This window comes from Planctomicrobium limosum (assembly GCF_051465645.1).
Taxonomy (GTDB): Bacteria; Planctomycetota; Planctomycetia; order Planctomycetales; family Planctomycetaceae; genus Planctomicrobium.
The window spans coordinates 997,452-1,012,001 of the sequence record NZ_CP195790.1 but is presented as its reverse complement, the minus strand read 5'-3'; the positions used below and the strand labels follow the sequence as shown (position 1 = coordinate 1,012,001).

5 protein-coding genes are annotated in these 14,550 nt (G+C 53.4%); all 5 read right to left on the bottom strand.

Annotation, left to right across the window (positions count from 1 at the left end):
- Window positions 1–886 precede the first annotated feature (886 nt).
- Window positions 887–1,267, bottom strand: a complete 381-nt coding sequence (locus tag SH527x_RS03680) for a hypothetical protein (protein WP_437193299.1) — start codon at window positions 1,265–1,267, stop codon at window positions 887–889.
- A gap of 867 nt (window positions 1,268–2,134) precedes the next feature.
- On the bottom strand, window positions 2,135–2,611 hold the full coding sequence (locus tag SH527x_RS03675; RefSeq protein WP_437193298.1) for a hypothetical protein: 477 nt from the start codon (window positions 2,609–2,611) through the stop codon (window positions 2,135–2,137).
- A gap of 49 nt (window positions 2,612–2,660) precedes the next feature.
- Window positions 2,661–7,541, bottom strand: coding sequence for an RHS repeat-associated core domain-containing protein (locus SH527x_RS03670; RefSeq protein WP_437193297.1), 4,881 nt, complete (start codon window positions 7,539–7,541; stop codon window positions 2,661–2,663).
- 825 nt (window positions 7,542–8,366) lie between these two features.
- Window positions 8,367–11,849 carry a glycosyltransferase gene (locus SH527x_RS03665; RefSeq protein WP_437193296.1) on the bottom strand — a complete coding sequence of 1,161 codons (3,483 nt, stop codon included), beginning with the start codon at window positions 11,847–11,849 and terminating at the stop codon, window positions 8,367–8,369.
- A gap of 936 nt (window positions 11,850–12,785) precedes the next feature.
- On the bottom strand, window positions 12,786–14,327 hold the full coding sequence (locus tag SH527x_RS03660) for a glycosyltransferase (protein ID WP_437193295.1): 1,542 nt from the start codon (window positions 14,325–14,327) through the stop codon (window positions 12,786–12,788).
- Window positions 14,328–14,550 lie beyond the last annotated feature (223 nt).

Sequence of the window (14,550 nt, the reverse complement as noted above, 5' to 3'; positions counted from 1 at the left end):
CGCTGTGGTGCAAGCAGCAATTACAGGGGGCCCTTCGGTTACGTAGTGGTAACTTGCTAGCGCCACGCTTGGATCTCGCTTCAAAAACGCTGCTTTTTTGAGCCCTTTCGCTTCGATCTGGCTTGTCTCATGCTTGCGCCACACTTGGATCTGGCGGGTTAGTGGGTCGCGGTCGTTCTGAAAGTGAACGAAATCTCAGCGGTGCGGTTATGACGCCGCCAGTTGGTGGGTTCCCAATACCGGCTTCTTCACCCTCGAAAAACGGTGCCATTGGGGAGTCCAAGCGCGGTATTGTTGGAATGTGCAATCTGTTTCCAGATTACACATTCCGACAATACTGCTATGAGCTTCCTTTTTCACCCCTTACTGGCCCTGATTGCCTCCGCGACTGATCGGCAACGAAGACAACCTCGCGTAGAACGACCACAACAGAGAGATCCCGTGGCGTTCAGTCAAACACGGCCGGGGAGTTCTTTATCACCCCCATCCCGTTCGGGGCGAAGTGCAGCCTGAAAGCAAGCCGCGAAAAGTTTTATCTCTTGGGCCCCGGGTTCACGATGTCCGAGCAATGCGCGCTTCCGGATTTCAAATTGCAGTTCCCGCCACCCGTATCAGCTGGAGTGCGGGTGCTTGATCCTGACCGAAATCCACTCCGGGGGGGTCCAGTCTCCATTCATTGCGCCCATCCTCGAAGTCTCGCAGCGTGGACACAGCCACTTAGCCCGCTGATGTTGACGTGTATTGGAATTCCGTTAATCGCATTGCAAGTCAGTACCGGGCCTGGCTCACAGCAATCTTCCAGATGTGGATTACTGGCTGTCATTGATCTCAACTTGATTTGTAGAACAGGGTTGGCAGAAAACAGTGGGTATTCCGGTTCGAAATACTACTCTGTAAGAATGAAATTGATGCCGTCATTGCATTCAGGATCGCAGGCACTCATGACTGCGAAGGGAAAATCAATTTCCATATAGAGTGGATGACACGTTCCAAACATCAGGGTGCCAGCTCCATTCGAGAAGAAGATGTGCCAATCTGCAGTACCGTCCTGCCAGTCGTATGCGCACAGAACTTCAACCTGCAGGCATGCGTATTGCCCTCGCCAGGTTGGTAATGTCCTGTCCCCTAAAATTCGCATGGAAATCGTGGCACTTGGTGCGCACGATCCCACCGGGGGAATTGCTTGAAGCTTCAACGTATCCGGATAACTTTCAGGGCAACATGTTGGTGACTGAACTTTGCAGCAGCCTGAAGGATTTGGTTTCATGCGCTATCCCTTCCGAATTGAAACATTATGCGTACGGGCTTATCTACAGCAGGTTTCTACTGAGGTACTCGACACGAAACCTTATGACTCCACAATGTAATCTCGTTGATCCTCTTTGAGCATTCGCCCCTTTCGATGACAAAGGCTAATTGGACCACGTCTAAATTTGGTTGTATAACGGGCTAGACTTCTTCAGTGCTGCGGAATACAGATTCGTATTATGCAAGTCATGTCAGGCGGTGTGAGATCAACGTATTTGGTAAACCACTGCAATCGAGTGGAACCGGGGCGCAGGCGTTGATGCGAGGGGTTGGGTTTGAACTTACGCTCATCCTCTCTCCAATCATAGATTGATTGCTTTGCTGAAAGCCAGATCCCAGAGCTAGGCAGCAGCGAAGCGTGATATTCTAAAATATACGATTACACTCGTGGCATGTTGTGCCCTTGCATCCTTGAATTGCCTGTAATGTCCAAAGATGACTCCGGATCAAGATTTTGACACTTCCGTGACACTACCAACCTGCAGGATTTCAGATCAACCTCGAAACGAGGACTTCTGAAAGCCTTTCATTTTCTCGGTCGTAAACTGCCTCGTTCCATCTGGCGCTTGGTCACCTCTATAGTCTAGAACTGTCGAGGAGAGTGATTCTGTTAGCCATCGAGAATTGGGTTTCTGTTTGAATGCACCACTACACTGGTCACAGACCAGCGGCACGCAGGATGTTACTTCCCCAAAGACACCTCGTGTGTCCCAAAAGGGTGCTTCCAACTCGGGCACCCGGCACGCAGGATGTTACTTCTCCAAAGACTCCTCGTGTGCCCCAAAAGGGCGTTTCCAACCCGGGCACCCGGCGCTTCCGACCAGAGCTACCGGAAACGCCTAGACTGGTCTCTTCGCTCCATCTTATAAAAACTATTGTCACCTTTTTGATTCATGACAATAGCAATTGCGCCGCCGATGCTGCCTGCCAGTTGAGAACTTGCAACAACAAGAAAAAATGCATATTCAATCCGTGTCCATTGATGAATTCCCATCCAGCCAATGGCAATACATGTCAATGAAGCTATGGTAATCACAGGAAGGGCGAGCACGAATGACACTAACGCGTTGTATGCAATTGCAGTGCGGCAAAACTCAAGTCGAGTCGCAAGGAATGCTGTAATTCCAGAGAGTATGCTGCATGCAACTGCAGTGCCAGGCAGTAGTATTGTATTGCTGAAGACTACAATCTCAAGCTGGTTTATGGGTTGAGACTGGCGACACATAGGTGCCGCTTTGCCGAGCAAGTAGCCGTAAGGCCATGCAACAATCAGGAGAATTACACAAACAGTGCAAGTAAACATGTATAACCTAAATGTATTCAACCATATTGAATTTCGCATTTAACCTGCCTCACCAGTCCAGCATGTCTTCAGTTCCAGTCATTGCAACGCATCCTGAAAAAAAGCTTGCTTCTGCGCCAAATGTCCCAAGTAGGCCAGTTGTAACGCTAGCCGCCATCGACGCACTAGCACAAAATCCAATTGCTAATCCAGGTTTGGGGCAGCCACCAAAGTTATAGCAAGCTCTGACGCTACCGGATACGGAACCAGAAACTTCCAAGCCTACAATAAATCCTATATTAGCTGAAGAAATTGGAAACTGAGGTAATGGGGTGTTAAATCCAATGTCTACACAAGTTCGACAACAAGGAGCTGCCCCTATGGGGTTGCCACATTCTGTTTCACATCTTGTGCCGAAATCAAGATTTACTTTCGCGACAATGATTTGTGCGGAAAGTTTTGCCGTAAGTATTTTTACGTCAATCCCTAGTCCAATTCCAACCTCGCCGTGAATGCGTCCGTCATATATTGCCTTGGTTCCAATAACTCCATTTTCACAGCATGGTTCGGTTTTTACAGTAGCATCAACCGTAACGCCACCTCCGGCGCCATTGTAAAAAGTACCGCCAAACGAGATTCCCCACCACGTTGAATTAAGTCCGAAAGGATCTAAGGAATTTGGTATAAAGTACGCCAGATACATGTTTAGTCCATCAATGAACCTAAAGAGATCCATTGTGGTCCATCGGCCGGTGACCGGGTCGTACGTTCGCATGATGACGTAGATCTCACCGGTGTCGGGAATGAAATAGTAGCCGTATCGACCGCGATACTGGAATGGGTTGAGCGTGTTGCCGGTCTTTGAAAACAGTTCTCCCCAGGCGGTGTACTCGTAGGTGTCTGTCACATTCTCGTCAGCGTCGGTCAGTTCGGCCGTGTTTCCGAGGCTGTCGTAATGGTGATAGCTCGGGAGCCAGAGTGAGCCGTTGTAGCTGTATTGGCTGGTGAGGTTGCTGTAGGAGCCAGGTTCCTGAGTATAGGCAGCCGTGATGGCATTGCTGCCGTCGGTTTGAAGCAGGTATTGTTGGTTGTCGTAGACGAACTTCGTCGTTCCATGGGAATCCTGCAGCAGCACCCGCAGCCCATCTGGGTCATAAGCCATGGTGTTGACAACACTGGCTGGCAGTTCAACACGGATGTCACGGTTCTCGAAGTCGTAGCTGGTCGTTGTGCGGCTGCTGTCCGGATTCTGAACACCAGTCCGATTCCCGCTCGGATCAAAGGTGTACGTCGTGCGCCCAGTGGGATTCAGTGAGTAGACATTTTGATTGGCGGGATCGAACGTACTGGTGGTTCTTTCACCATCTTTGATGGTTAAGGTGCGGTTTCCGGTCGGATCGTAACTATATGTATTCCGATAGCCCGGGCCTGCGTCGAGAGTGCTCCATTGGGTTGCAGTGAGACTGTCCCAATCGTTGGCAGATAATCCGGCCCAGTTGAGTTCACTTGACGTCCGGTATTCTTCGGTCAGGCGATAGGTGGCGTCGTAGGAGTAAGTGGTCAGCCCACCACTGGCTGTGGTAATAGTTCTCTGGTTACCGACAGAATCATACGTGTAGTCGAACATCGAAATCGTCGAGTTGTCCGATTTCAGATTTGCCACCCGTGTCACCTGGCTGGCAGCATCATAGAGGTAGGTCGCCCGGGTGCCATTGGCGAGTTCCTTGAGTGTTCTTCTCCCGGCCGCATCATAGCTGAAGCTGGTGCGATCGTCCTGGGGATTGCGAATCGCCTTCAGCTGATTGTTGGCGTCATAGCTGTATGTGAACATTCCCGCACTGGCGACATTCATCTGAGATTTGCGGCCCAGGTCATCGTAGCTGTAAGTGATCAACTTACCGACCGGAGTGACGACAGACAGCTTTCGCTGCAGCGTGTCATAGGTCGTCGTGTATCGGCCAGTGTGGTTTTCCATGGTTGTGCGGGCTCCCACTGCATTGTACGTGAATGTCGCCCGGGAACCATCGGGGTATTGCCGACTGGTTAAAAAATGTCGGGAGTCGTACACGTAGGTCGTCCGGTATCCCCGGGCATCGGTTCGGGTCTTTTGGTTGCCATCGGCATCATATGTGGAGGTCACCCGACGGTTGAGTGGATCAATAAACTGGGTTTCTTGGCCTGCAGCGTCGTAAGTGCTGGTGTATCGGTAGTTTCGCTCATTGATCTGGGCAGTGGCTCGTCCTGCGGCATCGTACACCTGCGTCGTGCGGTGTCCCAGAGCGTTGACTGTGGCCAATGGGCGCCCAGCCAAGTCGTAGATATTCGTGGTCCGGTTTCCATTGGCATCCACACTTGCAGCCACACGGGTTTTGTCGTAGACCGTCGTTGTGCGGAAGCCCAAAGGGTTGACCTGAGCTAATGGTCTTCCTGAAGCGTCATAAACGGTGGTGATTCGGCTCAACAGAGGATCGACGGTCGCGATGCGTTGCCCGGCGGAGTTGTAAACCTGGGTCGCTCGTTGTCCGAGTGGCATTACACTCGCGAGGACATCGCTCGCTGCGTTATAGATCGTCGTGGTCCGGTGGTTCAGAGCATTCACCTGAGCAATAGTTCGTCCAGCTGCATCGTAGATGGATGTTGTTCGCTGATTCTGGGCATCAACGCGAGCTTTCGTCCGTCCCGCAGCGTCGTAGATCGTCGTTGTGTGGTTGCCGAGTGCGTTGACGGTGGCAACCGGTTGCTGATTCGCATCATAGACCGTGGTTGTCCGTTGATTCAGCCCATCAATGGACGCGATGATGTTTCCGTTTGCATTATAAATGACTGTCGCGCGATGATTGAGCGGATCAATTGCGGCTGTCCGTTGGTTGGCGACGTCGTAGACGTTCGTGCTGCGATATCCTAGCGGATTCACGCCAGCCACTGCTCTGTTCAGTGTGTCGTAGACGGTTGTGCTGCGGTTCCCGAGCGGATTGATGCTGGCAATCGGTCTGGCTGCCGAATCATAGAGGGTCGTGGTGCTGTGATTTAGGGGATTCGTCGTGCGAACGACTTCCCCAAGAACATTGTAAGCGAGAGTGGACCGTTGTCCGAACGGGTCAATCGTGGCGATGAGACGGGAGTCAGCGTTGTAGATGGTCGTTGTGATGTTTCCAGCAGCGTCGATCGTGCGGATGCGGCGGTTGGCCAGATCATAGCCGAAAGTTGTTCTGGCTCCTGTGGGCTCAACCGTGGACAGTACGCGATTCGCTGCATCGTACACAGTCGTAGACCGACGATTGAGTGGATCGATTGCGACAATACGTCGGCCAAGGAGGTCATAGACATTCGTGGTGCGATTTCCCAATGGGTTGATCGTCGCTAAAACCCGACCGGAACTGTCGTAAACGGTGGTGGTCCGTTCTCCGAGTTGATTGATGGTGGCGATCGGTTCACCGCCCGCGTCGTAGATGGTGCTGGTCCGATTGCCAAGCGGATCGATCGTGGCATAGGTCCGGTTCATGTTGTCCCGGAGATACGTCGTCCGCGCCCCCAGCGGATCAACGATGACGGTGGGCATGCCGTTGGCGTTATGGAGGGTGGTGGTCCGGGCACCCAGTGGATCGATCTGGGCGACCCGCAATCCGGTGCCGTCGTAGACGTTTGTTCCGCGAATCCCCAACGGGTTGATCGAAGCCAGAATCTGTCCATCCGAGTGATAGAGTGTGGTCCAGCGGCCTCCAAGCATATCAATGGCCGCGACGCGTTGCCCCGATCCGTTCCAGACGAACGTGTGTCTTGCTCCTGAAGGAAAGACCTGTGTCTTGAGCTGACTGTTTCCATCGTACAGCAACGTGGTTCGCTGCCCGAGCGGATTGGTGATCGATTTCGGCCGGGTCGCTCCATTCATCAGGGTGACATAGCTGAGCGTCGTCCGGTGCCCCAGCGGGTTCACTTGCGCGGTGATTCGATTGTCGGTCCAGAGATAGGTCGTTCGAGCCGCCAGAGGATCGACGACGGCCGCAATATTTCCCGCATTATTGAAGAGGACCGTCGTCCGCTGGCCATCCGGAGTCTGGACCACATTGCTTGCGCCATAGGAATAGGTCATCCGCCCCCCGTTGGGAGCCAGGACCGATTTGATTCGCCGAATGGTGTCGTATGAGAATGTGGTACGATGGGACTCGGAATCGATATAGGCTTTCACCGTGTGGTCAGGTTCGTATAGCAGCGTTGTCCGGCTCCCGTCCGGCGACTGATAACCGACCAGATTGTTGTTGCCGTCAATTGTGAAGGTGGTCCTTCGCCCTGCAGGATCAACAATGGTGCGCAGGTTGTTGGACCCGTCGTAGAGATAAGTCAGACGATTGAGCAGCGGATCGACCACGGCATCCAGCTGGTCACCTGTATGAAGGAGTGTCCATCGTCCACCAGCAGGGGAGATGATTCGCTTCAGCAATCCGTCTGAATCGTAATAACGCTGAAAGTTGTCAGGCCGGGTTTCTGTCCAGCCTCCACCGGACTCTGCTTTGAGGGAATTGCCACTATTGGGGGGCGAGAGGTAGTTGCCGGAACCATCTTTGTCCGTGAATGTCACCGAATTGCCGCCTCCATCCACAACTCGAGCTGAGGTTGCGGAGAGGGATGTCACAGTCGGGTTATAGAGGTTGGCAACACCGTGTCCAAAGCCAATCTCAGCTGCGGCAGCCCGACTGTGGTAGGTGAAGACGGGAGGAAGTGTCGAAAAGATCGGAGTCGGAATCGTAAAGGAGATCGAAAGATTTCCATTTCCAGGATTAACCCGAAAAGGGGACTCACCCCCCTGAAATCGCGGATAGTGTGGGCGAGTCAGTTCGCCAAGGGAGGCCTTCAACTCATCGTATTCCTGAACAGGAGGAATACTGACGGGACCTGGTGGAACAGGAGCAGCAGAACGCAGTGGCTGTGGCACTGGAAATACAGGCTGAGACATGAGAATCACTCTCCCTGAAAATCAGAGTTGCAGAATTCAGAATGGACGGCACATGGGTTGATGAATCAGGCGCTCAACCGCAACCGCACCCACAACCACTGGGGGCTTCGCACTCAGGTGGTAGTTGCAACGGAGGTTGTGGCGGTGGACATTCCTTTGCGGAGCAGCTTGGGGCGGTGTCACCGTTGACACCGCCATCGCCCATAAGACATGGAGGATCGGCAGGAATACAGGGGCAATCAGAGGCCATCGTTCTTTCCTTGTTTTACGACTTGTGATTCTGAGATTTTGAGCTGATCAGGAAAGGCTTCGCTTGCCTCCCTGACGTTTTCCAACTCCAACGGCGATGTGAAAGTGAAGGCCACTTCCCCATAGGACAAGACTCGGATCGCCAGGCGAGCTTGTTGAGAAAACGAGCTTCAAGATTGACCCGACAACCGCATTGAGCACAGGCAGTGCCTGTAAAGTGTTCACATTGTTTGCAGACCTCCAGGCGAGACTGAATTTCTTTGCGACTGCACTTACGAAACCAGTCGCCAGCATGCTTGACCAGGGCTGTGGTAAATCGCTTCAGCGTGCTCCACGACCATTTCCCGGAAGCGACTGGCTTGATCTTGATTGGAGCCCCCAGTGTGGGGATTGCCACTCCCTGTCCCGGCCCCTTTCCTTGCTCCCATCCTAGTCTCGCTGATGGATTCGTGGCACAAAGCTTCTGCAGATGTACAGACTTACGACACTGGTGCGAATCGCACCAGAACCATTCAGTCCCTTCCGGAGGAATAGGACATTGACAGTCGGCAGAAGTCGTTTCGACGGAATTCATGTCTAATTGTTCTGGAACTGAGTGGAGTACTTAGTTAACGCTCTTTGGGCTGGTTCGTAATCAGCGGCCTTCATTGCGATGTCATTCCAGACCTGGTGGGCGATTTCATGGCGGCCCATGTCTTCGTAGACAATCGCCAGATTATGACGGGCCTTGTAATCCCTGATTCCCAGATCGACACTGGCGAAGTGTCGGTCCGTCTGCTCCTGCAGAATCCGGAGATAGGTCTGCTCTGCATCACGCAGGTGTCCCTGTTTGTGATACAGCATGGCCTGGCGGAACAGGAGTTCTTTATCTCCCGGAAAGAGCCGCAGGCTCTGCGTGCAGCATGCGAAGGCTTCCTCAACCTTGTTCAACTGCATCAGGGAACCGATGAGTAACGCATAAGCTTTACGGAGGTGCGATTCCTCGGGGCCAGAAACATGAATGCAACGGTTCAGAAACTGGATGGCCTGATCATGCTGGCCTGCATCAGCATAGGTCATGCCCAGATTGAACAACACAAAGGGATGATCGGGCCGCTCCGCAAGGTCGCGGTGCAGAAGCTTGAAATCCCGTTCGAGTTTGCGGACGTGTCCCGCTTCGCTATGGTCCGACCCGGAATGGACGACGTAAATGTCAGTCCAGGCCACGTCACCCCCGGCGCGACGAATTGCCGGGAGGATCTGTTCATGGATATGAAATTCCCAATCCAGATCCGGACGATTGCGAATGAGCTTCACGTGGTCCACCGCTGTCACGTCGTGGGGATTGATGCCTGGGCAATGCACCTGCATGACATAGCCCAGGACCTGTTCCGGATGCTCCCCGTCGACGAGTTGCTTGAGTTTCTGGCCACAGTGTTCGGGAATTGTGTCGTCGGAGTCCATCCAGAAGATCCACTCTCCGCGCGCGTGCCGGAATGATTCATTTCTGGCCAAACTGAAACTGTCCTGCCAGGCCCAGTGATGGACTGTGGCGCCCAGCTCTTCACAGATTTGTGGTGTCCGGTCTTGCGAGCCCGTATCGACGACGATCAACTCATCCACCCACGGACCTAAACTTTCCAGGCAGGGGCGGATCGTCTGTTCGTTGTCCCGGACAATCAGACAGGCAGAGAGCTTGATCGGATTCGGTTGTAGGAGCAGTTCTCCGGCATCATTCGCCTCCAGCAGAAAATGGGGACAGCCCACTCGTTGCGGTCGTCGCCCTGGCTGTGGTTGTTGTGCCCGATCCCATTTCTCGCGATACCGTTGCTGATTAGTTTCCAGCAGTCCTCGCAGGTCAGTGCCACTTCCTCGAAACGTGGCGCTCCCTACATGGTGAATGAAGGTGTCGGTGGCAATGAGACTCTGGTATCCCGCCGCCTGAGCGCGACGGCAGTAGTCATCATCTTCAAAGTTGCCGATCCCGAATCGCTCATCCAATCGACCAATTCGGTCGACAACCTCTTTCTTGATCAAGAGGCAGAACCCGACAAGCCGATCGGTGGGCTGATAGTGTTGGTGATGCTGCTTCCCCCAGTCCCAGGCGAAGCCGTCAAGTTGAGCCAACTCGTCGTAGGTGACCGGAACCTGTTGCTCCCCGCTGATACAGTTGGTCACCGGACCGACGAGGCCAACCTCAGGTGCGGAATTGAGTGCAGCAGTGAGTCGCTGCAGCCACCCCGTGGTGACGATCGTGTCATTGTTGAGGAGAAGAATTTGTTCTCCCTGTGCGGCCTGAATGCCTTGATTGGCGGCAGCCGGGAAACCTCGATTGCACCCATTCTCAATCAGCCGCAGATGAAGATCGGCACGCAGGAAATCCACAGTTCCGTCGGTGGAGCCATTGTCGACCACAATGATCTCATAGGGCTCATCTGTCACCAGCCGAATGCTGTTCAGGCAGGCTTGAGTATGGGGCAATTGATTGTAGGTTACGAGGATGATTGAAGTGAGTAGGGGGCGGCGTTCGGGAGTGGGGATGGCCGTCGTCAGGAACTGGTACGCAAAGAATTCGGCCGCCTCGGCCTCAGTACTGACTTGGAGTGAAAATGGCCCGAGAGTGATCTGCCGGGGCTTGCCTTGCTGTTGCCATTCGGCGAAACCGGGACCTCCGACAAACTGCAGCGATCGGATTTCGAAGCCACAACGAAAGAGAAGTTTTTCGACCTCCCGACGAGTAAAAAAGCGAACGTGGTCCTCATCCAGCAACCCGGCCGATTCGTATGTCCAGTTTCCAGCCAGCAACGAGCGGATGACGGTGTGATTACGAACATTTGGAATGCTGGTCACCAGTGTTCCGTCTGGAGTGAGCCAGCGGCGAATCTTCTTCAACACGGCGGCAGGGTCTCGTAGATGCTCCAGCACATCCGCACAAATGACGCAATCAAAGGAGCCTTCAGGAAAATCCAGCCCCTCCGCCTGGACATTGCCGATATACACCTCGTCCAGGCGAGTCGTCGCCAGCGACGCGGCATCTGAGTTCAGCTCAATGCCGGTCACATGCGCCTGTTGTCGCTGCTTAATGGCAACCCCCAGCTTGCCTCCACCGCAACCGATATCCAGCAGACGCTGAGCATGAATGGGGATGCGTTCCAGCACATCTGGGCGATCAAACTCAAAATAAGCCGGAGCTTTGACAACGGGCTGAGGACCTGCTGGCATTCCCACCTGGCGAATGGACGTCCGGGCGGTGAGGCTCGTCAACTGCGTGAGGATCGTCTCTACCCGGTGGCGGTATGTATGGTGAGAGCGAGCCAGTTCTTGTCCTGCTGCGGCAATCCGCTCCCGCTCCTGATCGTGCCTCAAATAGTAGTGAATCTTGTCGATAAGGTCCCCTGTATCCTGGTAGGTCTCGGCGTGGAGGCCCATCTGGAACAACTCGTCTTGCCCATTCTCAACGAGGGCATTTGTCATGAGTAAGGAACCGCTGCAGAGTCCTTCGAACACGCGCATGTTAATGTCGTCGCGCAAGCTGCGATTGAAGACGATCTTTGACGCGGAATAGATTTCCGCCATCTGCCGGTAGTCGCATTGCCCAATGAATGAGCGGGAGAATTCTTGTTCAATCCGCTGCAGCAGATCCTCACGGACTCCGGGAAAGAAGTGGCCGATGAATGCCACATCAAATCGATTCTCCACCATCCGGCGTCCATGAATCTCCGGCTCGCAGGCCAGCGGAAGCCAGAGTGGATTCCGAATACCCGCCTGTTGCATCTGTGCTGCACCGTTCTTCTGGGCGGCAAAGACCAGGTCCGCTTGTGTTGCCACTTGCAGGCAGCGATCGAACGACAGATGGGTATCAATGGCCCACCAGGCTAACGGTCGCAGACGATCAGGGATGACATAATCCAGTCCGTCATCCACGCGTACGAAGAAATCAAACGCTCCGGGATCGACTGTGTCCAGTTCTTCTGGCCGGATGTGAACTGCTTGGACCAGAGACTGCATTGCCCGCAGAACATAGCCGCCAGTTGTCTCTGGCCTTAACGATTCGTCAAAAATGACTCCCACACAAAGCATTGTTCCCTCCCGAACTTGCAAATGTTTAGTTGGCGTCTTTAATAATCAAAAGTGCGCTTCGCGTCAGGGAGACAGAAGTCGATGAATTCAACGTGGTGTATGTTGATGATTTAATGTTTTGGATCAGTAGTGAAACGGTCAGTATGTTGTTTTTTCACTCAGCCTGTTTGCGCCACAGTAACTAGCGAAATCCCATGAGAGGTGAAAGTTTACTGAACTCATGTCGAAAGGTGCTGTTAGGGCGGTCTAATCACTAAGCCTTACTGAAATTGGCAAATTAGAACACTGCCCGCAAATTTCCGGGTCTTCGGAGCTTAGTGTTAGATTTATTTTCATGTTTAACTGACAGCCTTCAATCGGAGCCGAACCAGAGTAAAGCGTCTCTGCAGAAAATTGTAATGTCAATGAGATGAGCTCATTGGTGCAGCCGAACCAGATGTCGGCGTATCCGAACCAACACGGTGGATAAGGAGGCGATGGAGGTGGTGGGAAATAAGATCCGTGCCATAAGTCACCTTCTCGTGTGCATTCGACCACCCATGCACCTATTAGGCAGTCTCCGCCTCCCGTAACTGCTACGAATATCTTCTCTGGAAGTGTATTGCAATTCAAAGGTTGCATTGACCCTGGGGGGCATGGGCTTGGATTGGGGCGAGCTTGACCGTTCATCAAGTAGTGATCCGATCGTGATAGTTAAGTTGTGTGCATGATATGGTTATTTTTCTCACGTAACGAACAGGTTGACTCGAACAGGCATATTGCGACGTGTATACAACGAAGATGGCGTCCTTGGCCTAAAGGTCTCTAGCTCAATGTTCTTTTTGTGAACCTTGTTTGAGTTTGCTGATCCGTCAAAAATGACTCCCACGTGCCGCATGAGCCCTCCGCGCGATGCTGGTTAATCAATCTCGTTCCACTTCCGCGTCGACTACCGTGTCACCTTGAGTGGGCGACTCCAGAGGTCAGAAGCGGCATGTACAGGTCTTCGATCACCCGTTCCCAGGTAAATCGGTCTTCAAACTGTCGGCGGCCCTGCAGCCCCATCGCACGCCGCTCTGCCGGGTGGTCCAGAAACCAGGTCAACTGGCGAACCCAATCCTCGACAACTCCGGGCTCCGCCAAACGTCCCGTGATTCCTTCTTCGAGAATCTCCGGAAGCCCTCCGAGGTTGCTCCCCAGCACTGGTCGTGCGGACGCCATCCCTTCGACCGCAGTGCGGCTTAATGCTTCCTGGGCAATGGCGGGCACCACCACAAGATCACATTCCCGGTACCAGTTCGGCAGTGTCTCTTGCGACTGCCAACCAATCGCAGAAATAAAGGGATCTGTCGTCGGTAGCTGGTCTGGTGATGCCGTCACGAGTAACTCGAAATCCTGACGCGTCATCCAGAGCCGACGGCAGGCTTCCCGCAGAACGGAAAATCCCTTGATCGGCTCTTGAGGAAGCCCGGCAAACAGCAGCCGCATCTTCGCACGCAACGGCGGAGCAACCGGATCTGGAAACCGGCTTGCATCCATGCCCCATGTCACCACTCGTACATCGCGACAGTAAGGCTCCCATAATCTCCGAGTTGACTGATTCAGCACGAGAACAGACGTGGCCTCCGCCATCGCCTTGAGGAGCAGGGGATAATAGTCGTCTGATTCGACCTGACTGAGTTGCCGCTCCGCCTGATGTAGGCTTCCGGAAGAGTGTCCATGGTCGAAGAGACAGGAACGACAGTGTTGAGGAGTGGCAGGTTGACTAAAATGACATTGCCGATAATGAGCAGGACTATCAGGCAGCAGCCGCAGATTATTTAACGGGCACAGGCACTCGCTGGCCTGCATCCGCATGAGATAGGAGTACCCTTGAAATGCCTGTGCTAAATAAGGCTTAAAATTCCAGCAATCAGTGATAATAATCTGATCCGGGGAGAAACACTCAATAGCTTCGCGAAACCGATGCTGGATCTCAGGGATTGACCAATCGCTCAGGGAGAACGCTAACGGTATTGTCGGAACAGGGCAGGTATGATCGACCTGTCCGATCCCCCACTCTGGCAGGACCGGATGAACCAGCTGAACTTCGTACCCGGCCTGCGAAAGAAACTTTGCCAGTTCAACGGTGTGAACAATTCCCCCTCCCGTCGACGGCCAGTTAAACAGGAAGCTGACCAGGGAAACACGGCCGCGGGCGCAAGCGGAACTACCTAGAGTAGAATCAGCGTGTTCTGAGTGTTTTTTAAGGGTTTTCGTATTGTGTGTAACGACTGGCGATCGATCGTGAGGAGGAATTTGAGAGAGCAGCTGTCGGGCGGAGCGGCTGTTTCCTAAAGCAGCTTCAATGGCCGCTAAGTTGGTGAGGATGATCGATCGTGCTGGTGCAGCATCAGATTCGGAATCCTCTTCGAGAAGGGTTCGTAAAGAGGAGCGGGCCTCGTGCAGTTCTCCTGCAGCAGCCTGCAAGGCACATGCACGCAATCGACTCGTGATCATCAGGCCTCCGCTTTCCATGGGAGATACTGGCCGTCGCACAGAATGGATAACACAGATACGATTTAATGCTCATGTAATCAACAGCTGATTGATAGAAAAATTGAAATAGTTAAAATTGAATGTGTAATCAGTCGCGCAGACTGCCCTCTTACGGCGTCCATTCCATGAGACTTCAATATGAGCACAGCACACTGAAGCCCGCACGTTGCTGAAGCCTGTGATC